At 65.3% G+C, this 20,922-nt stretch carries 21 protein-coding genes, 1 tRNA gene and 1 riboswitch; of the genes, 16 read left to right on the top strand and 6 right to left on the bottom strand.

Translation table 11 applies throughout. The annotated features are described in order from the left end of the window. The first annotated feature begins 150 nt into the window (after positions 1-150). Both E8M84_RS10550 and irrA read left to right on the top strand, forming a co-directional pair. Complete coding sequence (locus tag E8M84_RS10550; protein WP_346763693.1) at positions 151-1,320, top strand: MFS transporter; 1,170 nt, start codon at positions 151-153, stop codon at positions 1,318-1,320. Between the two features lie 73 nt (positions 1,321-1,393). Then, positions 1,394-1,804, top strand: a complete 411-nt coding sequence (gene irrA, locus E8M84_RS10545; protein WP_137111164.1) for an iron response transcriptional regulator IrrA — start codon at positions 1,394-1,396, stop codon at positions 1,802-1,804. A gap of 5 nt (positions 1,805-1,809) precedes the next feature. Here irrA and E8M84_RS10540 read toward each other — a convergent pair whose 3' ends face one another. Next, positions 1,810-2,043: a DUF1127 domain-containing protein gene (locus E8M84_RS10540; RefSeq protein WP_170971906.1), complete on the bottom strand. Its 234-nt coding sequence runs from the start codon at positions 2,041-2,043 to the stop codon at positions 1,810-1,812. A 184-nt stretch (positions 2,044-2,227) separates the two neighbouring features. On the opposite strand from E8M84_RS10540, the gene E8M84_RS10535 reads away from it, so the two are divergent. After that, entirely contained in the window at positions 2,228-3,067 is an 840-nt protein-coding gene (locus E8M84_RS10535) for a helix-turn-helix transcriptional regulator (RefSeq protein WP_137111162.1), read from the top strand. Between the two features lie 48 nt (positions 3,068-3,115). Here the strand turns inward: E8M84_RS10535 and E8M84_RS10530 are convergent, their stop codons facing one another. Further along, positions 3,116-3,658, bottom strand: coding sequence for a fasciclin domain-containing protein (locus E8M84_RS10530; protein ID WP_137111161.1), 543 nt, complete (start codon positions 3,656-3,658; stop codon positions 3,116-3,118). Positions 3,659-3,764: 106 nt separating this feature from the next. Next, a complete protein-coding gene (locus E8M84_RS10525; RefSeq protein WP_137111160.1) occupies positions 3,765-4,634 on the bottom strand; it encodes a hypothetical protein in 870 nt (289 codons plus the stop codon). 138 nt (positions 4,635-4,772) lie between these two features. On the opposite strand from E8M84_RS10525, the gene miaB reads away from it, so the two are divergent. The 9 genes from miaB to metK all read left to right on the top strand — a co-directional run bounded on the left by miaB (position 4,773) and on the right by metK (position 12,855). Next, positions 4,773-6,092, top strand: a complete 1,320-nt coding sequence (miaB, locus tag E8M84_RS10520; RefSeq protein WP_137111159.1) for a tRNA (N6-isopentenyl adenosine(37)-C2)-methylthiotransferase MiaB — start codon at positions 4,773-4,775, stop codon at positions 6,090-6,092. A gap of 169 nt (positions 6,093-6,261) precedes the next feature. Next, positions 6,262-6,825 (top strand): OmpA family protein, encoded by a 564-nt coding sequence (locus E8M84_RS10515; RefSeq protein ID WP_137111158.1) that lies wholly within the window; start codon positions 6,262-6,264, stop codon positions 6,823-6,825. Positions 6,826-6,830: 5 nt separating this feature from the next. Beyond that, the gene (locus tag E8M84_RS10510; RefSeq protein WP_137111157.1) at positions 6,831-7,247 is read left to right on the top strand and encodes a hypothetical protein; all 417 of its coding nucleotides are present in this window, start codon (positions 6,831-6,833) and stop codon (positions 7,245-7,247) included. Positions 7,248-7,420: 173 nt separating this feature from the next. Next, complete coding sequence (locus E8M84_RS10505) at positions 7,421-8,437, top strand: PhoH family protein (protein WP_137111156.1); 1,017 nt, start codon at positions 7,421-7,423, stop codon at positions 8,435-8,437. Beyond that, positions 8,417-8,492: transfer RNA gene (locus E8M84_RS21435), tRNA-OTHER, on the top strand. The genes E8M84_RS10505 and E8M84_RS21435 overlap by 21 nt, the downstream gene beginning before the upstream one ends. A 202-nt stretch (positions 8,493-8,694) precedes the next feature. Further along, positions 8,695-9,195: an rRNA maturation RNase YbeY gene (gene ybeY, locus E8M84_RS10500; RefSeq protein ID WP_137111155.1), complete on the top strand. Its 501-nt coding sequence runs from the start codon at positions 8,695-8,697 to the stop codon at positions 9,193-9,195. 42 nt (positions 9,196-9,237) lie between these two features. Next, positions 9,238-10,116, top strand: coding sequence for a transporter associated domain-containing protein (locus E8M84_RS10495; protein ID WP_137111154.1), 879 nt, complete (start codon positions 9,238-9,240; stop codon positions 10,114-10,116). Positions 10,117-10,119: 3 nt separating this feature from the next. Beyond that, positions 10,120-11,595, top strand: a complete 1,476-nt coding sequence (lnt, locus tag E8M84_RS10490) for an apolipoprotein N-acyltransferase (RefSeq protein ID WP_137111153.1) — start codon at positions 10,120-10,122, stop codon at positions 11,593-11,595. A 38-nt stretch (positions 11,596-11,633) separates the two neighbouring features. Further along, positions 11,634-11,682: riboswitch (SAM-SAH riboswitch) on the top strand. 6 nt (positions 11,683-11,688) lie between these two features. Beyond that, on the top strand, positions 11,689-12,855 hold the full coding sequence (metK, locus tag E8M84_RS10485; RefSeq protein WP_137111152.1) for a methionine adenosyltransferase: 1,167 nt from the start codon (positions 11,689-11,691) through the stop codon (positions 12,853-12,855). 40 nt (positions 12,856-12,895) lie between these two features. On the opposite strand, the gene E8M84_RS10480 is transcribed toward metK, so the two are convergent. Then, a complete protein-coding gene (locus E8M84_RS10480) occupies positions 12,896-13,225 on the bottom strand; it encodes a GYD domain-containing protein (protein WP_137111151.1) in 330 nt (109 codons plus the stop codon). Between the two features lie 228 nt (positions 13,226-13,453). Here E8M84_RS10480 and E8M84_RS10475 point away from each other — a divergent pair, with 228 nt between their 5' ends. From E8M84_RS10475 to aspA, 4 genes are all read left to right on the top strand, one after another. Then, on the top strand, positions 13,454-14,143 hold the full coding sequence (locus E8M84_RS10475; RefSeq protein WP_137111150.1) for a tRNA (guanosine(46)-N(7))-methyltransferase TrmB: 690 nt from the start codon (positions 13,454-13,456) through the stop codon (positions 14,141-14,143). Between the two features lie 109 nt (positions 14,144-14,252). After that, positions 14,253-15,599 (top strand): 3-phosphoshikimate 1-carboxyvinyltransferase, encoded by a 1,347-nt coding sequence (gene aroA / locus E8M84_RS10470; RefSeq protein ID WP_137111817.1) that lies wholly within the window; start codon positions 14,253-14,255, stop codon positions 15,597-15,599. A 391-nt stretch (positions 15,600-15,990) separates the two neighbouring features. Further along, positions 15,991-16,884, top strand: a complete 894-nt coding sequence (locus E8M84_RS10465) for a LysR family transcriptional regulator (RefSeq protein ID WP_137111149.1) — start codon at positions 15,991-15,993, stop codon at positions 16,882-16,884. A gap of 149 nt (positions 16,885-17,033) precedes the next feature. Further along, positions 17,034-18,515 (top strand): aspartate ammonia-lyase, encoded by a 1,482-nt coding sequence (aspA, locus tag E8M84_RS10460; protein ID WP_205914590.1) that lies wholly within the window; start codon positions 17,034-17,036, stop codon positions 18,513-18,515. Here aspA and E8M84_RS10455 read toward each other — a convergent pair. Beyond that, positions 18,481-19,389: an alpha/beta hydrolase gene (locus E8M84_RS10455; protein WP_137111148.1), complete on the bottom strand. Its 909-nt coding sequence runs from the start codon at positions 19,387-19,389 to the stop codon at positions 18,481-18,483. The two genes, aspA and E8M84_RS10455, sit on opposite strands and share 35 nt — an antisense overlap. A 233-nt stretch (positions 19,390-19,622) precedes the next feature. Then, positions 19,623-20,210, bottom strand: coding sequence for a hypothetical protein (locus E8M84_RS10450; protein WP_137111147.1), 588 nt, complete (start codon positions 20,208-20,210; stop codon positions 19,623-19,625). Positions 20,211-20,922: the final 712 nt, after the last annotated feature.

Below are 20,922 nucleotides of genomic sequence, written 5' to 3'. Positions count from 1 at the left end.
CCCTTCACCCTCCCTAGCATTCGGGGGCGAAGACTGGCAAGTCTGGCGGGATTTCTCGGAGGGGCCGACATGACGGCGTTGCAGCGGTTCATCACGGCCAGCGGGATGACGAACCTGGCTGACGGGATCGCGGTGGTGGCCTAGGGCTGGATCGCCTCGCTGCTGACCCGCGATGCCTTGCTGGTCGCGCTGGTGCCGGTGGCACTGCGCCTGCCCTGGGCCTTGCTGGCCCTGCCGGCGGGGCTGGTGACCGACCGGGTGGACCGGCGGCGGCTGATCCTGGGCATGGACGCGCTGCGGGCGCTGGCCTTCCTTTTTGCCGCGCTGTCGCTCTGGGCTGCCCTGCCATTGGGCGCAGCACCGGCCGAGGGCGTGTCTTCCCCCGGGCTTTATCTGGCGCTGTTGATCGCGGCGCTGGTCGTGGGCGGGGCCGAGGTCTTCCGGGACAACGCTGCGCAGACGATGCTGCCTGCGCTGGTCCCGTCCGAGCGGCTGGAGCGGGCGAATGGCCAGTTGTGGAGCGCGGAGTTGTTGACCAACGCGCTGATCGGTCCGGCGCTTGGGGCCTTCCTGATCGGGCTTTGGTTGCCCCTGGCCTTCGGGCTGAACGCGCTGGCCTACGGGATGGCGCTGCTGCTGGTCGCCGGGCTGGCGGGGCAGTTCAAGGCCGAGCGGACGAACCGGCGCGGCTGGAAGGCCGAGATCGGCGAGGGCTTCGCCTTCCTGCGTGGCGTGCCTCTGTTGCAGACCCTCGCCTGGACCACGGGGTTCTGGAACCTGTTCCACCAGATGATTGTGATTGGCGTGGTCCTGCACGCGCAGGAGAACCTGGGGCTTTCGGCGCAGGCCTATGGCCTGACCCTCGCAGGCGGCGCAGTGGGCGGGATCGCGGGCAGCCTCATGGGCGCGCGGATCGGGTCCGCGCTGGGTCCGACGCGGACGATGCAGTGGATGCTTGCGGCCTCGGGTCCCTGCTTCATCGGGATGGCACTGGCGCCGGGGGCCTGGACGCTGGGGCTTTGTTTTGCCGCGATGGAGTTCACGGGCTTTGTCTGGAACGTCGTTTCGGTCAGCACGCGACAGCGGATGATCCCGGATGCGCTTTTGGGTCGGGTGAACAGCCTGTACCGCCTATTGGCCTGGGGAATGATGCCGCTGGGGCTGGTCCTGTCGGGGCTGGTGGTGTCGCTGGGCGAAGGGCTGCTGCCGCGCGGGACGGCGTTGGTCTTGCCGTTCTGGGTGGCCGGGGCAGGGTCGCTGGTGGTGGCCGCGCTGGTCTGGGGCCGGATTCGGCAAGGTTTTGCGGGGATTTCCCACTAATCGCCACGATTCCGCATTGAAATAGTCGGGTTTGCGGCCCTATATCGACTGTAGCAACGTCAGGGACTGGCATTTGACCGGCACGGAACGCAGCGCGGACTGGTTGAAGGCGGGGGGCCTGCGCCCCACGCGGCAGCGGCTTGCGCTGGCGGAACTTCTGGTCGGTGACGGGATGAACCGGCATGTGACGGCGGAAAGCCTCTATGCGCTGTCGTCCGACGCGGGCGAGAAGGTCAGCCTGGCCACTGTCTACAACACGCTGCGCGCCTTCTGCGATGCGGGCCTGATGAACGAGGTCGTGGTCGACGGATCGAAGTCCTACTTCGACACCCGCACCGACGATCACCCGCATTTCTACTGGGAAGACAGCCACACCCTGACCGACGCCCCGGCCGAAGAGCTGGAGATCGCGTCCCTGCCGCAGGTGCCCGAGGGCATGACGGTCTCACGGGTCGATGTGGTGATCCGCCTGCGCAAGGCCTGAAACGGCTACAGCCCGTCCAGCATGGCGTGCAGCTCGTGCCGTGAGATCCCGATGTCGTCGAGGATATGGTCGCTGGCTTCAAGAAGCGTGGCCAGCGCCGCCCGTTCTGCGCGGCGGACACGCCAGCTGCGCAAGCGGGAAAGAGCCATCCGCAGCGACACACCGGGCTTTGCCTTCGTGGGGAAGACGTCGGCAGCCCGGCGTGTCTGCGGCGCGGGGATGCGCCCTGCGGTGGTCATGGAAAATGTCTGGATCTGTGACATGGGTTCAACGCTTTGATAAAAAAGAATTTAGTAGGCCGCGTCTAAAATTGACGCTGGGTCAGTTATTGCCATGAGCGGGCGGCGGCTTCCAGTTGCAACGCAATGAGACGGGTTGCTTTGGCAGGCGCGGTGTTGCATCTCGTTGCACGGGAGGCATGCGATGGACATTCCCGAGGATTTTGCCGGACGGCTGAAGCTGGCGCTGAAGCAGGCCAATCTGTCACCCGCCGCGCTTGGGGCGGCGGTGGGGGTGGACAAGTCCGTCGTCTCGCGCTGGATCGCCGGGCGGGTCCGGCCGACGCAGCACAATCTGGCGCGGATCGCTGGGGTTCTGGCGCAAAACCTGCCGGGTTTTACGGTCCTGGCCTTCGAGGCCACGGCTCCGGCGTTCCGGGCGTTGGTGCAGACGAACCTGCCCGAAAGCGGGCCTGAAGGGCAAAGCCTGCCGATCCCCTTCGGCCTGCTGGATGCCGCCCGGAGCGAGACGGGACGGCGGGGAATGGAGTATTTCGGGTCGTACTTCATGTACTACCGCGCCTTCAGCCAGCCCGGGCGGATTGCCCGCATGGCGATGATGCTGCGTCCCGTCGACGGATTGATCGAGGCGCGCTATGGGGCCGAAGGCTTTGCCTTTCAGGGCTGGGCGCTTCTGATGCTGAACCGGATGTATGTGGTTCTGGCCGAAGAGCGGTTCGAGGCCATGGCCTTCCTGGTCCTGAATGCTGGGCAGCAGCCGAAAGCGCGGTTCATCACCGGAATTCTCACAGGCCCGGCAGAGGGGCTTCTGATGCCGACAGCTTCGCCCGTGGTGCTTGTCCGCGAGCGCGACCTGTCCGGTGAGGCCGAGACCGATCTTGCTGCGCATCTGCAGGATTGTCGGCTTGGGCCGATTCTGGAGCCGGAAGCCGCGCCCCCGGCGGTGCAGCGCGTGCTGGAGGGCCGGACGCTGCCCCCGGGAGCGCTGCTGCAGGTGCCCTTCGCGACCGGCCAGGAGCCATGAAAAAGGGCGGGGTTTCCCCCGCCCGCACTTGTCACAACTGCCGGGATCTCACTTCGGAACCATCACCGTGTCGATGACATGGATCACGCCGTTCGACTGGTCGACATCGCCGATGGTGATCGTGCCGATGTTGCGCGACTCCGAGTAGATCATCGCCTTGTCGCCCCGGAACTTCACCGACAGCGCGTCGCCGGACAGGGTTTTCAGGTTGGCGAAACCGTCCTTGCCCACCTTGGCGCGCAGATCGGCCAGCTTCAGGTCGCCCGCCACGACGTGGGCGGTCAGGACCTTGGTCAGCATATCCTTGTTTTCGGGCTGAAGCAGCGTGTCGACAGTCCCGGCGGGCAGAGCGGCGAAGGCGTCGTTCACCGGGGCGAAGACGGTGAAGGGACCCGGGCCCATCAGCGCATCCACCAGGCCCGCGGCCGTCACGGCGGCGACCAGCGTGGTGTGGTCCTTCGAGTTCACGGCGTTTTCGACGATGTTCTTCGTCTCGAACATCGGCGCGCCGCCGACATCAGGGTTGGCGGCAAAGACCGAGGTGGCAAGGGCAGACAGCGCGACGGCGCCAAGGATGGATTTCAGCGACATGGGACACTCCGTTCCAGGACCAGCCAGACCATCCGGCTGTCACATTCAAGGGAACGGAGGCGTCAGAGCAGAAGTTTCGGCGGACCGATCACGGCTGCGTGAAGGGTCAGAACCATTGGCCCGGCTCCATCAGCCCAAGGTCCATCAGCTGCTGGCCGCGCCAGTCGAACTTGACGGAATTGGGCCAGCGGAAGCCGTGGATCGCGTGGCGCGACCCGGGGTTGGTGCGCAGCGCCTTGGCTGTACGGAAGGAACAGACGGCCGCCGTCAGGTTGTTGTGCCAGCGGCAGGAATAGGTGTTCATTTCTTCGTCGGACATGGTGAAGTCGGGCAGCAGCTTCAGACCGGGCTTGGCACGGAACAGCGAGATGCGGTCGATCCGGCGGCGGGCATAGGGGATATGCTCCTCGAACCGCCAGCGCAGTCCGCCGTAGAAATCCAGCTGCCGGTCTTTTGGTTGCCATTCGTTGGCCGGGTCCTTGCGGGCCAGCGCGTAATAGCCGGACCGGTCGAGCCAGGCATCCTCAACCGACACGGCGTCGGGATGCGCGGCAAGGTCTCCGGCATAGAGATCAATGACATAGGTCAGCATCGCCTGCCGCCGTTCCTCGGCATGGAAGGCCAGCATCTCGCCCACGCTGCGCGTTTCGCAGAACGGGTAGAACAGGTATTCGGCGTTGTGACAGTAATGAATCCAGGTGCCGGGAAAGCGCCCGATCGCTGCATTCACCGCCGCAACCAAGGCGCCCTCGGCATGGACGTCATGCTCGACGACATGGACCCGGGCTTCCTGTTCCGGCGGAATCTGGACGCCCTTCGGCGCCAGCAGGATGATGTCGCGAAAGCCGTGCCGGATGTGATGGGCCAGGGTTGAAGTGATCTCGACCTCGTCCTCGGCCAGGATCAGCGACAGGGGACCCTTGCCGAAACCGGGGGTCGTCCGTTCCAGAAGGGCAGGCAGGTTTGGGTAACGCATGGTCGGTCCGGGTGGGTCGCGGCGCAGACTCTGCGATCCTTCTTCCCGACGCAAGAGAGCATCCGGCACGCATGTCGCAGCGGTTGAGGCGGGGCCACGCTTACGCTAGAAGCCCGGCAGTTCCCAAGAGGCCCGCCGATGACCGAAGCCAAGAAGCTTTTCGTCAAGACCTATGGCTGTCAGATGAACGTCTATGACAGCGAGCGCATGGCGGAAGCTTTGGGCGCGAAGGGCTATGTCACGACCGAGGCGGTCGAGGATGCGGACATGGTGCTGCTGAACACCTGCCACATCCGCGAAAAGGCGTCGGAAAAGTTGTACTCCGACCTTGGCCGGTTGCGCGCGCTGAAGGTGGCGAAGCCGGGCCTGAAGGTCGGGGTCGCGGGCTGTGTCGCGCAGGCCGAAGGCGAGGAGATCCTGCGCCGGTCACCGGTCGTAGATCTGGTTGTCGGCCCACAGGCCTACCACCGGCTGCCCGAGATGGTCGAGGCCGAAGGGCGCGTCGTGGACACGGATTTCCCGGTCGAAGACAAGTTTTCGCTTCTGCCCGAACGCAAGTCCCTGCGCGGCCCGACGGCGTTCCTGACGGTGCAGGAAGGTTGCGACAAGTTCTGCGCCTTCTGCGTGGTGCCCTACACCCGTGGCGCCGAGGTCAGCCGTCCGGTCGCGCGCCTGATGGACGAAGCGCGTGGGCTGGTGCCGCAAGGGGTGCGCGAGATCACGCTGCTGGGCCAGAACGTCAACGCTTATCACGGCGCGGGGCCGGAGGGCGTCTGGGGTCTGGCGCGGCTTCTGCGTGCCCTGGCGGGGATCGAGGGGCTGGAGCGGCTGCGCTACACCACCAGCCACCCCAACGACATGGACGACGACCTGATCGCCGCGCATGGTGATTTGCCCGAGCTGATGCCCTACCTGCATCTGCCGGTGCAGTCGGGCTCGGACCGGATCCTGAAGGCGATGAACCGCAAGCACACGGCGGACGCCTATCTGCGGCTGGTCGAGAGGATCCGGGCGGCGCGGCCCGATATCCTGTTGTCCTCGGATTTCATCGTGGGCTTCCCCGGCGAGACGGATGCGGACTTCCAGGCGACAATGGACCTGATCCGCGCGGTGGGCTTCGGGGCCGCGTTCAGCTTCAAGTATTCTGCTCGTCCCGGCACCCCGGCCGCCGAAAAGCCGCCGGTGGCCGCAGAGGTCGCCGATGCGCGGCTGCAGGAGTTGCAGGCATTGGTCACTGCGCAGCAACAGTCGGCGCAGAAGGCCATGGTCGGCCGCGAGGTCGAGGTCCTGTACGAAAAACCCGGCCGCTTGCCCGGTCAGATGGTGGGAAAGTCCGGCCATCTGCACGCTGTGCATATCGCGGACCCTGTCGGCCGAATCGGTGAAATGGTTCGCGCCCGCGTTTCAGCTTCGTCGACCAACTCATTGGCGGCAGACCTGATTTCCCGCAGTGCTTGACCTTATCGGACGCAACTGCGATGGCAATAAAGCCGCAGTTCAGAGCCATTGGACGGCGATTTTCCGGTTCTGCCCGACGATTTCCTTCTCTATGACAGGTTTAGGCGGCAATATCGCCCGGAACGCGCAAAATGACTCGGCCGGGTCAGTTACGAGGAGTGGGGCAGTTATGAAACGGGAAAGCATGCTTCGGCAGGCGCTTTCGGTTGCGGTCGCGGGCCTGTGCCTGATGTCCGCACCCATGGCCATGGCTCAGGACGAGGCCGTGACTGGCAAGATCGAATGGGGCGTCTGGATCGACCGGGATGGCTGCCAGCACTGGTGGGCCGATGGCGGGACCGAAGGCTACATGGTGCCCCGGCGCGACCCCAAGACCGGCAAGCCGGTGTGCCTGAAGCAGGTCAGCTGCCTGACCGAAAGCACGGATGCCTATTTCGCCACGGCCAGCGCCACGCTGACGGCGGCAGGGCGGTCGAAGCTTGAGACCTATTTCCGCCAGACCGGTGCCTTTTCGTACTCGATCGGCGGACATACCGACAGCCGCGGGTCGGACGAATACAACCAGGGCCTCTCCGAGGCGCGGGCAGCTTCGGTGGCCGCCGTGGCGCAGTCGGTGGGCGCCGTGGTTGACAGCGTGACGGGCTATGGTGAAAGCCAGCCAGCCGCGTCCAACGCGACGGCCAAGGGCATGGCAAAGAACCGCCGTGTCGAAATTCTCTGCAAGAAGGGCTGAAGATCATGACGCTTGCAGGAAAGCTGGAATTGGTGCGTTTCGGCGCGGTGACACGGGCGGGCCTTGTGCTTGGTCTGGGGACTCTGCTGTCGGGCTGCGGCGGGTTCTTCGAAGGGGTCGAAGGGACCCAGCCCTACTCGGGGCCGGATTCGGTGATCGCCACGGCGGAAGACTACGGCCGCGATGCGGTGGCGCTGAAGGACGGCGAGGCGGCGATTGCCTATGACCCGGACGGCTGTCAGGTCTGGATCATCGACGACGGCGTCGAGGGCTATTCCAGCCCGCGCTTCGACCCGAAGACCGGCCTGCCGATCTGCGACGGCAAGTATCCGCCGGGCACCGTGATCGGCGTCTACGAGACAAGCGATGCGGGCATCCCCGACCGTGTGTCGGGTCCGGCCAGCGGCCATATCCGCCAGTAACCGGCCGCAAAGAGACCGTTTCACAAGGCCCCGGCACTGCCGGGGCCTTTTTCTTGGGCCGCAAGGGAACCGTTGTCATGAATTCGGCATGTTTTCCCACAACAGTTTGTGTCGGCATCGAGTTTCACTTGCCAGATGCCGTGTCCGGTAGCAGACTTTCCTTGTGGCCCCACATGAAGGAGACCCCGTTGGGCATCAGCGCGCTGACCCCCCCGTCCGCCGAGGATATCGTGGAAACTGTCCTCGAATTCCCTGACAACCGATTGCTGATCGACCTTTGCGGCGAATTCGACCGCAACCTCGCGCAGATCGAGCACCAGATGGGGGTCCACATCCTGCGGCGCGGCAACCGGCTGGCGGTGGTGGGCGACAAGGGGGCGCGGGAACAGGCGGCGGCAGTCCTTCGCTCGCTTTATGCGCGTCTGGAAGCGGGACGCAGCGTGGCGGCGGGTGACATCGACGGTGCCATGCGGATGGGTCGCCCTGCCGACGCGGAGAGCGCGGAACAGATCGAGCTCTTTTCGACCGGCATGGAGTTGCGAACCCGGAAGAAGCCGATCGAACCCCGGACCGAGGCGCAGAAGGCCTATGTCGCGAACCTGTTCCAGCACGAGCTTGGCTTCGGCATCGGGCCGGCGGGGACAGGCAAGACCTATCTCGCGGTCGCCGTCGGGGTGACCATGTTCATCTCGGGCGCAGTAGAGAAGATCATCCTGTCGCGCCCGGCGGTGGAAGCGGGCGAGCGGCTGGGCTTTCTGCCGGGGGATGCCAAGGAAAAGGTCGACCCCTACATGCAGCCGCTTTATGACGCGCTGAACGACTTCCTGCCCGCAAAGCAGGTGGAAAAGCTGATGCAGGAAAAGCGGATCGAGATCGCGCCCCTGGCCTTCATGCGTGGCCGGACGCTGTCGAACGCCTTCATCGTCCTGGACGAGGCGCAGAACGCCACCTCGATGCAGATGAAGATGTTCCTGACCCGCCTTGGCGAAGGCAGCCGGATGGTGATTACCGGCGACCGCACCCAGGTCGACCTGCCGCGCGGCACGGCCTCGGGGCTGGCCGAGGCGGAGCGGATCCTCAAGGGCGTTCGCGGGGTCAGCTTCAACTACTTCACCTCGAAGGACGTGGTGCGTCACCCGCTGGTCGGCCGGATCATCGAGGCCTACGAGGCCGACGAAGCCCAGGGGTGAGGGGCGACTTTCAAAAGGAGCGCTGGCGCGCGAGTTTCTTGTCTCGTCGTCGGCCTTCGCCTCCTCCTCGGTGATGGGGGTTCACCCCCAAACCCCCGAGAGTACTTGATGACGTGAGCAAATGGCATTTGCCCATGTCCGAAATACTCCCGCCGGAGGCAACCCGAGGAGGAGGCGAAGGCCGACGACGAGACAAAAGGTCTTCGCGCGTCAGCGCTCAATTTGACGAGCGGGCGTCTTCACGCTAGGGCGCTGGCATGGATCTGGTTGACACAGTGATCGAGGATGCGCGGTGGGAGGCGTTCGGGCTATCGTCCCTCGCCGAGCGCGCGGCAACCGCCGCGCTGGCCGGGGTCGATCTTGCGGCGGAGGGCTTCTCGGTCTCTGTCATGGGCTGTGACGATGCCCGGATCGCGGCCTTGAACGCCGATTTCCGTGGTAAACCGCAGCCGACCAACGTCCTGAGCTGGCCGTCGGAGGAGCGAGGGGCTGAGTTAGTGGGCGATGCGCCGGACTTGCCCGAACCGGGCGATCCCGAGGACCCTGAGTCGCTGGGGGACATCGCCATCGCCTGGGAGACCTGCGCCCGCGAGGCCGAGGAGCAGGGCAAGCCGATGGGGGACCATGTGACCCATCTTCTGGTGCACGGCGTGCTGCATCTTCTGGGCTACGACCATGTCGAGGACGAAGATGCGGCGTTGATGGAGGCGCTGGAAGTGCGGATACTTGCAACGCTTGGGGTTTCTGACCCATATTGAGCGTCGCACCCGCAGGACAGGTGTCATTTGGACAAAGGACCGATGGGCAGTAGCACCGACGGGTCTCCCGCAGCGCAGGGCGCGCTGACCGAGACCGATGATCCCGCCTCAGACCAAGGCCAGCGCGGCTTTCTGGGTCGACTTTTTTCCGCCTTCAGCCCTTCTGCCGAACCAGCAGCCCCCGAGGCCGCGCCCGGTGTGACGGCCATGTCGCAGGGCCTCCACGCGCTTCGCCGCATGCGGGTCGACGACGTGGCAATCCCGAAGGCCGAGATCGTGGCCGTGCCCCTGGACATCGGCAAGGACGAGCTGGTCGAGGCCTTCCGCGAACATGGCTTCAGCCGGTTGCCGGTCTACAAGGGCACGCTGGACCACCCTCAGGGACTCGTCCTGTTGAAGGACCTGGCCCTGCAGCACGGCTTTGGCGCCTCGGGGCGGTTCAGCCTCAAGCGGCTGCTGCGCCCGATCCTTTATGCTCCACCGTCGATGCCGACCGGGGTCCTGTTGCAGAAGATGCAGAAGGACCGCGTCCACATGGCGCTGGTCATCGACGAATACGGCGGGGTCGACGGGCTGGTAACGATCGAGGACCTGATCGAGACGGTGATCGGCGAGATCGAGGACGAGCATGACGAGGACGAAGGCGCGCTGTGGAAGGAAGAAAAGCCCGGCGTGATTCTGGCGCAGTCCACGGCGCCTCTGGAAGAGATCGAAGGGGCGCTTGGCCTGGCCCTGCGGACGGGCGAGGACGACGAGGAGATCGACACGCTGGGGGGGCTGGTGTTCCTGCGCTCCGGCCGCGTGCCCGCGCGGGGCGAGGTGATCGAGCATGAAAGCGGCGTCCAGTTCGAGATCGTCGATGCCGATCCGCGCCGCATCAAGCGTCTGCGGGTGCGGATGCCTGCGACAGCCGCGGAGTGACGGGTGACTGACGCCTGGCTGGCCGGAAGGCGCCGCCTTGCGCTGGCCTTCGCCCTGGGCGCGCTTGCGGCCCTGGGACAGGCGCCGCTCGGGTTCTGGTGGGCGACGCTTCTGGCGCTGGCCGGACTGATCTGGCTTTTGCGCCCGGTGACCGATGGACGGGGGGCGTTTCTCGTCGGCCTCTTTGCCGGTGCCGGGCATTTCGGCCTGGCGCTGAACTGGATCGTCGAGCCTTTCCTGATCGATATCGCCCGCCACGGCTGGATGGCGCCCTTTGCGGTGCTGCTACTGTCCTTCGGCCTTGGCCTCTTCTGGGCCGGGGCGGCGGTTGCCGCGCGGTTGTTTGCCAACCCGGTGTTGGGCTTTGTGGCGTCCCTCACGGCGCTTGAGGCCTTGCGCGGGGTGATCTTCACCGGCTTTCCCTGGGCCATGCTGGGCCATGTCTGGATCGGCACGCCGCTGGACCAGCTGGCCGCCCTGGGCGGGGCCTCGCTGTTGACGTTAGTGACGCTGCTGGCCGCCGCCTTGCCGGTTCTCTGGCGCTGGACAGGGGCGGCGGGGTCGCTTGCCTTCCTTGCCGCCGCGCTGGGCTTCGGCCTCTGGCGGCTGGCGCAACCCTTGCCCGAACCGGGCGCGCTGACCCTCCGCCTGGTGCAGCCCAACGCCGAACAGTCGGCGAAATGGGAGGCCGCCCGGGCGCGGGAGTTTCTGGACCGGCTGCTGGCGCTCACCGCCAAGGACACCCCGGCGGATCTGACGATCTGGCCGGAAACCGCCGTACCCTACATGCTGGAGTATGCCCCGGAAGTGGCCGGGATGGTTGTTGCGGCCTCGGAGGGGAAGCCCGTCGCCCTGGGCATCCAGCGTGAGGAGGGCGAGCGGTTCTACAACTCGCTTCGCGTGCTGGAGGGCGAGGGCGAGGAGACCGCGCGCTATGACAAGGCGCATCTGGTGCCGTTCGGCGAATACATCCCCTTCGGCGACCTGGCCTACCGATGGTTCGGCCTGCGGGCCTTTGCGGCGCAGGCGGGCAACACCTATTCGGCCGGGCCGGGACCGCAGGTTCTGGACCTCGGCCGCTTTGGCAAGGTGCTGCCGCTGATCTGCTACGAGGCGATCTTTCCGGGCGACGTGAATGCGGCCCCCGAACGGGCCGACTGGATGCTGCAGATCACCAACGACGCCTGGTTCGGGACGCTGACCGGACCCTTCCAGCATTTCGCTCAGGCCCGTCTGCGCGCGGTGGAACAGGGGCTGCCGCTGATCCGGGTGGCGAATACCGGGGTTACGGCGGTCGTCGACGCGCATGGGCGGCTGGTGGACCAGCTGCCCTTCGGCAGCATGGCCGCCCTCGACACCACGATCCCGGGCGCCCTGCCGCCCACGCCCTACAGCCGCTGGGGCGATCTTCCGGTCCTGTTGTTGCTGGCGGGCCTCGCCCTTGGCGCAATGGCGCGGCGGCGGATCGCGGCCCATTGACGGGCTGGCCCCGCCCGTCTAGTCAGGCGCATCTTGAACCCCCTCCACAACGGCTTCCTGGCGTGGCGGGGTGAACCCAACGGAGCACTTCCCATGAGCCGCCAAGACTACGTTTTCACCTCGGAATCCGTTTCCGAGGGTCACCCCGACAAGGTCTGCGACCGCATCTCGGATGCCGTCCTCGATGCCTTCCTGAAGGAAGAACCGAACGCCCGCGTCGCCTGCGAGACCTTTGCCACCACCAACCGCGTCGTGGTCGGAGGCGAGGTCGGCCTGTCCTCGAAAGAGGCAACCAAGGCGATGATGGGTCGGATCGACGGCATCGTCCGCGATTGCGTCCGCGACATCGGCTATGAGCAGAAGAAGTTCCACTGGGACAAGATCAAGGTCCACAACTACATCCACGAACAGTCCGCCCATATCGCGCAGGGCGTCGACAAGGATGGCGCGGGCGACCAGGGGATAATGTTCGGCTATGCCACGCTGGAGACGCCGGAATACATGCCGGCCCCCATCCAGTACGCCCACGCGATCCTGCGCCGTCTGGCCGAAGTGCGGAAATCGGGCGCCGAGCCGACGCTGGGCCCGGACGCGAAAAGCCAGCTGACGTTGCGCTATGCCAACGGCAAGCCTGTCGAGGTGACCTCGATCGTGCTGTCCACCCAGCACACCTCCAAGCGCCAGACCTCCAAGGTTATCCGCAAGATCGTGGAGCCCTATATCCGCGAAGTCCTGCCAGAGGGCTGGATCACCCGGAAAACCGAATGGCACGTCAACCCCACCGGGACCTTCGTCATCGGCGGGCCGGATGGCGACGCTGGCCTCACGGGCCGCAAGATCATCGTTGACACCTATGGCGGTGCTGCCCCGCATGGCGGCGGCGCGTTTTCCGGCAAGGACCCGACCAAGGTTGACCGCTCGGCCGCCTATGCCGCGCGCTATCTGGCGAAGAACGTCGTGGCGGCGGGCCTCGCCGAACGCTGCACGCTGCAGGTGAGCTACGCCATCGGTGTGGCGAAGCCGCTGTCGATCTATGTCGACACCCACGGCACCGGACAGGTCGAAGCGTCGCGCATTGAAAAGGCCGTGGCCGAAGTTATGGACCTGACCCCGCGTGGCATCCGCACCCATCTGGACCTGAACCGCGCAATCTATGCCCGCACCAGCGCCTACGGCCATTTCGGCCGCGCGCCGGAAGCCGACGGTGGGTTCAGCTGGGAACGCACCGATCTGGTCGAGGCGCTGAAGAAGGCGGTTTGATCCAAAGCTGCGCCGCCCTCACCCGGGCGGCGCAAGTCTTTCAGGCGGGCGCGGAATATTTCTGCGCGATCTCTCCAGCCCGCTTCTGCGCGGCCGTGAATTCGGCTGAGCTGAAGGCCTGCACGGTCTTCAACCCCGACACCGCGCCCGAGGCCCCGGCCACGATCAGCGCGGCAAGCATGTCCTGCAGATTGTCGGTTTCAGTGACCATCAGAAAATCATTGTCCCCGGTGGTCATGTAGAAGGACTGCAGCTTTCCGCCCGACGCTGCGACAAGCGCCGAAGTCGCTGCTTCCCTGTCCGATGGCTTGGCCAGAAGACCTTTCATTGCGGCGGCAGTATAGCTTCCAGTGATGATATAGCGTGCCATCCTCTGTCTCCCCAGGCACCGCCCGTCGGCCCATTGCCCGCGGGTCAAGTGCCAAGCCGGGACAGTAGCACGCTTGGGGCTGAAAGTATTGTTGGATCTGAATGCGTGGGGGTCGGGACGGTCCTGCGTCCGATGTGGCGGCACTTTGACCCAGTCGTCTCCTGTGGCTGACGGCTTGCGGGCGCGGGTCTGGCTTGACCATCCTGGCACCCGGTTCTAAAGCGCGCCATGTCCGACGCACCCGCCCCCCGCCGCAACTTCTATGGCCGCATCAAGGGCAAGACCCTGCGAGCCAGCCAGAAGGACTATCTGGCCGAGGACCTCGGTCCACTGACCCTGCGCGGCGTCACGCGGGACGACAACCCTGATCGCAAGGTGCTGGATCTGGGCTTCGTGCGCGGGCCGCTTTGGCTGGAAGTCGGCTTCGGCGGGGGTGAGCACCTCGTCCACATGGCCGCCCGCAACCCGGGCGTGACGATCATCGGGGCCGAGCCCTTCGTGAACGGCATCGCGATGCTTCTGGGCAAGATCCGGGGGGCGGGGGTCACGAACCTCTGGCTGCATCCGGGCGATGTGCGCGATCTGTTCGACGTCCTTCCGGATGCCTGCCTGTCAAAGGTCTTCCTGAACTACCCCGACCCCTGGCCCAAGGCCCGTCATCACCGCCGCCGCTTTGTGACGCCGGAATACCTGAACGCCCTGGCGCGGGTGACGGCCCCGGGGACCGAGTTCCGGGTGGCGACTGACATCCCGGATTATGTCCGCCAGACGCTGGAAGAGGTGCCGCCGGCCGGGTTCGATCTGGTTCATGAGGCGGGGCAGGGCGGGGCCTGGGACGACTGGCTGTCTACCCGCTACGAACAGAAGGCCCTGCGCGAGGGCCGTAGCCCGCACTACCTGACCTTCCGGCGGCGCTAAGGCCCGCTTTCCACGGCTCCCACCCGCCCACCCCGCCACGAAAAGCGGGCCGTGGACCCCGGCATCCGCTTGCGCTATCAGGCTTTCCGGAATGACAGGGGAGACGATGATGTCCGGCCATGGCGACGCGCAACCGATGAAATCCCGGAAGTCCGGGCCGTTGAAGGGCGTGGCAGCGGTGCCGGGCGACAAGTCGATCTCGCACCGGTCGCTGATCTTCGGCGCGATGGCGGTGGGGGAGACCAAGATCTCCGGGTTGCTGGAGGGCCAGGACGTGCTGGACACCGCCAAGGCGATGCGGGCATTCGGCGCGACCGTCACGCGGCATGGTGAGGGGGCCTGGACCGTGAACGGCGTGGGGGTCGGAGGGTTCCAGGAGCCGGCGGATGTGCTGGACGTCGGCAACTCCGGCACCGGCGCGCGGCTGATCATGGGGACCATGGCGACGACGCCGATCACCGCGACCTTCACTGGCGATGCCAGCTTGCGCAAGCGCCCGATGGGGCGGGTCACCGACCCGTTGTCCCTGTTCGGGGCGAGGGCCTACGGCCGCAAGGGTGGCCGCCTGCCGATGACCATCGTCGGCGCGGCGAACCCGGTGCCCATCCGCTATGCGCTGCCCGTCGCTTCGGCGCAGGTGAAGTCGGCGGTCCTGCTGGCGGGGCTGAATGCTCCGGGTGAGACGGTGGTGATCGAGAAGGAGCCGACGCGGGACCATTCCGAGCGGATGCTGGTGGGTTTCGGCGCTCAGCTGTCGGTCGAAAAGACCGGCGAGGGCCATGTCATCACCCTGACAGGCCAGCCCGAACTGCGCCCGCAGACGGTCGCTGTGCCGCGTGACCCGTCCTCCGCCGCTTTCCCGGTCTGTGCCGCGTTGATCGTCGAGGGGTCGGACATTCTGGTGCCGGGAGTTTCCCAGAACCTGACCCGCAACGGGCTTTATCTGACCCTGGTCGAGATGGGGGCGGAGATCGAGTTCCAGAACCCCCGCGAAGAGGGCGGCGAGCCGGTGGCCGACCTGCGCGTGCGGTTCTCGGGCAACATGAAGGGGATCGACGTCCCGCCGGAACGGGCGCCGTCGATGATCGACGAGTACCCGGTCCTGTCGGTCGTTGCGGCCTTCTCCACCGGCAAGACGGTGATGCGCGGCGTCAAGGAGCTGCGGGTCAAGGAGAGCGACCGGATCGACGCGATGGCGCGGGGCCTGGAGGCTTGCGGGGTGAAGATCGAGGAAGACGAGGATACCCTGATCGTCCACGGCATGGGGCCGGGCGGGGTGCCGGGCGGGGCCACCTGTGCGACCCATATCGACCATCGGATCGCGATGTCGTTCTTGGTCTGCGGGCTGGCCTCGAAGGCGCCGGTCGCGGTGGATGACGGGTCACCGATCCAGACCTCGTTCCCGGTTTTCGAGGGGCTGATGCGGGGCCTGGGGGCGGAAATCGAGCGGGGCTGAGGCCTGACATCGCCCAAAGTGTCCACGGTGGACAAACCAGGGAAACCGCGAGGTTTCAAGGGCTTGGGTTTTTCTGTTAGGCTTCTGTCAAGGTTTGTCCCCCCAGGCCGCAAGGGTTGACGGCCCGGGGGGCCTGGTCGTCAGAATACATCGACCAGGTAGAGAATGATGATGATGGGGATCGGGATGCCGATCAGCCAGGCCAGGACGCCTTTCATGGGTAAACTCCGTTTGGTTCGCTGAGCCGGTAACGCGTCCGGTTGGCCTTGGGTTCCCATTGCTGGCCTTCCCAATCCCGCTCCGCGCGACGCCGATTGCCCCGGCGGCCCACGTCGGGTGCTTGCAGTGCCGACCTCGCGGCGGCAATGATCGACCAAAGCGGAGGGCGGCCTTGGACCTGAACTGGCTGGAGGATTTCCTGGCACTGGCCGAGGCCCGCAGCTTTTCGCGTGCGGCCGAGGCGCGGGGCGTCACGCAAAGCGCCTTCAGCCGTCGGATCCGCGCGCTGGAGGATTGGCTGGGCGTGGGCCTGGTCAGCCGCGACAGCCATCCGGTCGCCCTCACCGACGAGGGCCGCCAGTTCCGCGAGACGGCGGAGGAGGTGCTGCGGATGCTGACCGCCAGCCGCGATGCCTTCCGCCACCGCGCCCATGTCGGCGTGCCGCAGATCGCGCTGACCTCGCTGCATTCGCTGGCGGTGACGTTTCTTCCGGTCTGGCTGATGCAGGTGCAGGACCGCATCGGCCCGGTCGCCAGCCGGGTCATGCCCGACAACTTTGACCGCTGCATCACCGCGCTGACCGAGGGCGGCTATGACTTCTTCCTGACCTATCACCATCCGGGCGTCGAGGTGCCGCTGGGGCGGGGCTTCCCCTTCGTCGTCGTGGGAAAGGACAGCCTTGCCGCCGTCGCGCGCCCCGGCTGGCCCCGTGCCTGGGCGACCGAGGGGATGCCTCTGGTGCAATATTCGCGCGGGTCCTTTCTGGGCAAGCTGGCGCAGATCGCCCAGACTCAGGAGGGCGCGCCCAAGGCCTATGTCGCGCATGTGAATGAGGCCTCGATGGCCGAGGCGATGAAGTCGATGGCGCTGCAAGGCCATGGCGTCGTGTGGCTGCCGCGTCGGTTGGTGGCCGAGGACCTGGCCTCTTCCCGGCTGGAGGTCGTGGCGCCGGAGCTGCCGATGGAGATACGCCTTTATCGCAACGCCGCACGGGGCCGCGCCCTGTCGTCCCGCGTCTGGGCTGCCGCCGAGGCACTGGCGCAGGATTATGCAGAAACGGAATAGGTCTGCATAACTTGGCATTGGCCCTGCCGAAAAAACAGGCGTAAATCGGGGCCATTGCGGCAGTCAGGCCGCATGACCCTCTGAAACCCAGACCGGACGCGCATGACACCCTGTTTGCACGGGGCGGTCGGCCTTTGCCCATGGACCCGATGATGACCCATATTCCCGCCCCGATGACCCGCCGCGAACATGACCTGCTCGGCGACCGCGACCTGCCCGCCGAGGTCTACTGGGGCGTCCACACCCTGCGCGCCATCGAGAATTTCCCGATCTCGGGCACCCGGATCGGCGAGGTTCCGGACCTGATCATCGCCCTGGCCGCGATCAAGGAAGCCGCCGCCTGCGCCAATGCCGGGCTCGGCCTGCTGGACCTGCCCCGCCGCGACGCCATCGTGGCCGCCTGCCAGGAAATCCGCGCAGGCCGCTGGCACGACCAGTTCGTCGTGGACCAGATCCAGGGGGGCGCGGGGACCTCGACCAACATGAACGCGAACGAGGTGATCGCCAACCGCGCGCTGGAGATCATGGGGCAGCCCCTTGGCCGCTATGACCTTTTGCACCCGAACGAACACGTCAACCTCAGCCAGAGCACCAACGACGTCTATCCCACCGCCCTGAAGCTTGCAGCCTTTGCCGGGATCGTGCGGCTGATCGCGGCGATGGCCTCCTTGCGCGGGGCTTTTGCCGAGAAGGCGGTCGAGTTCGCCGATGTGCTGAAGATGGGCCGAACCCAGCTGCAGGACGCGGTGCCGATGACGCTGGGCCAAGAGTTCAACACCTTCGCCATCATGCTGGGCGAGGACGAGGCCCGGCTGACCGAGGCGCTGCAGTTGATCCTGGAGATCAACCTTGGCGGCACGGCGATCGGCACCGGCATCACCACCGATCCCGCCTATGCGGCGCGGGTCTGTGCAGAGCTGGCGCGGATCACCGGCCTGCCGGTCGTCCCGGCCTTCGACCTGATCGAGGCGACCCAGGACTGCGGCGCTTTCGTCCAGCTGTCGGGCGTGTTGAAGCGGGTCGCGGTCAAGCTGTCGAAGACCTGCAACGACCTGCGGCTGCTGTCCTCGGGTCCCCGCGCGGGTCTGGGCGAAATCAACCTGCCCGCGATGCAGGCGGGGTCCTCGATCATGCCGGGCAAGGTTAACCCGGTGATCCCGGAAGTCGTCAACCAGGTGGCGTTCGAGGTGATCGGCAACGACGTGACGATCAGTTTCGCCGCCGAAGCGGGGCAGCTGCAGTTGAACGCCTTCGAGCCGATGATCGCCTACAGCCTGTTCCGGTCGGTGCGCCATCTGGAAGCCGCCTGCCGCACGCTGGAGACCCGCTGCATCCGGGGCATCACCGCGAACCGCGATGCCTTGCGGGCGTCGGTGGAGAATTCCATCGGGTTGGTGACCGCGCTGAACCCGATCCTTGGGTATGAGGCCGCGACCCGGCTGGCGCTGGAGGCGCACCACAGCGGGCTGTCGATCCCGGACCTCGCGCGGCGGCAGGGGCTGTTGACCGAAGCGCAGCTGGCCGCCGTGCTGAACCCCGAGGTGCTGACACGGCCCCAGCGGCAGGCTGCGGCAAAGCCTGTCGGGGCGGGGCGGGTCAGAAGGGACAATGGCCTTGGGCAAAGGCGGTGATAGTGTCGGTGATCCGCTGAAAGCTTGCGGTGGCGCGGGGGACTGAGTGTCGGGCGCGCAGGTAGCCGTGGACGAGGCCAGGTTCGGTGATTGACTGGGCGCGGCCTCCGGCTTTCCGGATTTCCCCGGCATAGGCGGGGGCGTCATCTGCGAGGGGGTCGCATTCGGCGGCAATGGCAAGGGTCGGGGGCAGGCCGGTGAAGTCGGTGTCCTGCAATGGGCTGACGGTGGGGTCTGCGTCCGGCGCGGGGCCATCGTGGCGGATGTCCTTGTAGAAAAGGACGTCGTCGCGGGTAAGCATGGGGGCATGGGCGTAGGTGAGGTAGCTGCCTTGGGTGAGGTCTCCGCCGAGGCCGGGGTAGATCAGGATCTGGCCCTTGATCTGCGGGTTTCCCCGGAGGGCGTGGCAGGCGGCAGCGGCGAGGTTGGCCCCGGCGCTGTCGCCGACCAGGATCAGGGGGCCTTTGGCGGCGAGGGCGCGGGCCACGGCGCAGGCGTCGTCGAAGGCGGCGGGGTGTTTGTGTTCGGGGGAGAGGCGATAGTCGGCGGAGACGACGGTCAAGCCGGTCGCCCCCCGGATGTCGGCGCAGACCCCGTCGTGGGAATGGAGGCCGCCGACCACGAAGCCGCCGCCGTGGAGGTAGAGGACAGTGGGTTGCGCGCCCGGATAGATGCGGCAGGGGACGCCGGCGATGGGTTGGTCGTGGGAGGTCACTCCGGCCGGGTAGGGGCTGTCGAAGGCCGCGCACATCCGGTCGTAGATCGCCCGCTGGTCAGCGATGGAGAGGGTCGCGGTGTTCTCGGGGTAGGAGTCGTTGGTCTTCTGGATGAAGGCCCAGGTGGGGGCGTCGATGAGGGTCTGGTAGTCGGTCATGGCGGGCCTCCGTTCAGCGGGGAGTGTAGGGGCCGCAAGGGGGGCTTGTCCACGCAGGACGGGGGTGGGGGAGGCAGGGATATCAAGGAGTTGGGTGTGGGCGTTAGGGGGGTGTTAAGGATAGGGGTCGGGGAGTGACGCTGTAGCAGAGAAAGATTAGTATGGAATCTGGGTGGCGAAGGCGGATGTTGCGTGAAATCACGCACCCTACGGCTCGCTAAACTACTAGAATTCTAGTATTCGACACCAGTCGCTGCGGGGCGCTTACCTTCAAAACGAGCCAAAATTATATCCATTGCGTCTCGAATTGCCGGGGAGGTCGAAAAAGGAATTGATAGTTTCGAGTACGCGCGCGCAATTTCTTTGTTCTGTCCCCCGCTACAGCCATGAAACCAAGAAAAGCAAACTGCGATATGATAGTCAATCAACCCCTGTACCATGGAAAAGTACCGAGACTTCTCAGCATCGTTGCCGTGAAAATTCTCAACTAAATCTACCAAAGATGAAAGCAAATTTACTAAGTTGAAGGACTGATCCGCCAACAGATCAAGTTCCAATTTCTTCGCTGGATCAAACTGCGATTCAATAGCAAAGTTAAGCAAGAGATCATTGACGGCACCACTGATCCTTTGAATTTCAGGTAGCTGGATTCTTGCGCGCGGATTGTCTTTCAGAAGGCGAGCCTTTTCCTGATTTATCAAAGAAAGCAGTGAGTAAAATGATTGTTCGAACACTTGTTTGTCGAGCGCGTTCTTCTGTGCGCCGAACAGTTTCTGTTGCTCAGACACTAATTTGCGGTTCTCGTTGCGCTCTTCTCGCATGATGCTTAACTCCTCGCGCTGAGAAAAAAGGCAAGCACAAGAAAATACAAAGCTGATCCAGAGAATAGTGCGTTCACTGCGCCGAAGGTATCTCCAAACGTGCCACCTTCTTTGCCCTTCGACACCGCATAAATGAAATTAAGACCATAAAGAAAAGCGAGAAAAAGACCTGCAATAACAACAATTTTTGCACTTACCCTCATTAGTGATTACCTCAATTTATGACGCTGGAGAATTTGAAATATAGTAGTCAATCTCGTGGCAAAAGGCAAGATGAACTGGCGCCGGATCTCTTTTCAAAAATCCCGCCTGAACTAACATTCCGGATCGGCAGGTGATATCGTACAATCACTGAGTTGCGTGAATATTAGCGCATGCAAGGTTGTGAGGATAGCTGGCTTGGGTTCAGCAAAGCGGGACTAGATACCCCCCGCCCGGCTTGGAATCAAGGTCGTAAGCCCGCCGGGACGCGCCCTCCCCACTGCCTGGCCACGGGCCGGGCGTTCTTCGCGGAAATCCTACACTGGAGGATTTCTGATCGCCCATCATCCCCCCGGGAGGGCGCTTTGAGGCGGCGGTCACTTGAACTGCGGTGGGAGGGGTTGAGGGATAAAGTGCTTCGATCTGCCGTTGGGGTGCCCGCCCGAGGGAGGGCGCCGCCCTTTGTTGGGCGGGGTGGTGGGCAGGGTGCCCACCCTACTCTCGGTGCAGG

Origin of the sequence: Rhodobacter sp. SY28-1 (assembly GCF_005222785.1) — a bacterium.
Classification (GTDB): Bacteria; Pseudomonadota; Alphaproteobacteria; order Rhodobacterales; family Rhodobacteraceae; genus Tabrizicola.
Note: the sequence above shows the minus strand (reverse complement) of the source record. Positions and strands in the feature narration are given on the sequence as shown.

Coding starts and splice junctions, on each gene's coding strand:
- E8M84_RS10450 (WP_137111147.1), bottom strand. CDS start 20,210: ATGCGAGAAGAGCGCAACGAGAACCGCAAATTAGTGTCTGAGCAACAG.
- E8M84_RS10510 (WP_137111157.1), top strand. CDS start 6,831: ATGACGCTTGCAGGAAAGCTGGAATTGGTGCGTTTCGGCGCGGTGACA.
- miaB (WP_137111159.1), top strand. CDS start 4,773: ATGACCGAAGCCAAGAAGCTTTTCGTCAAGACCTATGGCTGTCAGATG.
- E8M84_RS10535 (WP_137111162.1), top strand. CDS start 2,228: ATGGACATTCCCGAGGATTTTGCCGGACGGCTGAAGCTGGCGCTGAAG.
- E8M84_RS10540 (WP_170971906.1), bottom strand. CDS start 2,043: ATGACCACCGCAGGGCGCATCCCCGCGCCGCAGACACGCCGGGCTGCC.
- aspA (WP_205914590.1), top strand. CDS start 17,034: ATGATGACCCATATTCCCGCCCCGATGACCCGCCGCGAACATGACCTG.
- E8M84_RS10505 (WP_137111156.1), top strand. CDS start 7,421: ATGAAGGAGACCCCGTTGGGCATCAGCGCGCTGACCCCCCCGTCCGCC.
- aroA (WP_137111817.1), top strand. CDS start 14,253: ATGTCCGGCCATGGCGACGCGCAACCGATGAAATCCCGGAAGTCCGGG.
- ybeY (WP_137111155.1), top strand. CDS start 8,695: ATGGATCTGGTTGACACAGTGATCGAGGATGCGCGGTGGGAGGCGTTC.
- E8M84_RS10515 (WP_137111158.1), top strand. CDS start 6,262: ATGAAACGGGAAAGCATGCTTCGGCAGGCGCTTTCGGTTGCGGTCGCG.
- E8M84_RS10475 (WP_137111150.1), top strand. CDS start 13,454: ATGTCCGACGCACCCGCCCCCCGCCGCAACTTCTATGGCCGCATCAAG.
- metK (WP_137111152.1), top strand. CDS start 11,689: ATGAGCCGCCAAGACTACGTTTTCACCTCGGAATCCGTTTCCGAGGGT.
- E8M84_RS10525 (WP_137111160.1), bottom strand. CDS start 4,634: ATGCGTTACCCAAACCTGCCTGCCCTTCTGGAACGGACGACCCCCGGT.
- E8M84_RS10495 (WP_137111154.1), top strand. CDS start 9,238: ATGGGCAGTAGCACCGACGGGTCTCCCGCAGCGCAGGGCGCGCTGACC.
- E8M84_RS10455 (WP_137111148.1), bottom strand. CDS start 19,389: ATGACCGACTACCAGACCCTCATCGACGCCCCCACCTGGGCCTTCATC.
- E8M84_RS10480 (WP_137111151.1), bottom strand. CDS start 13,225: ATGGCACGCTATATCATCACTGGAAGCTATACTGCCGCCGCAATGAAA.
- E8M84_RS10530 (WP_137111161.1), bottom strand. CDS start 3,658: ATGTCGCTGAAATCCATCCTTGGCGCCGTCGCGCTGTCTGCCCTTGCC.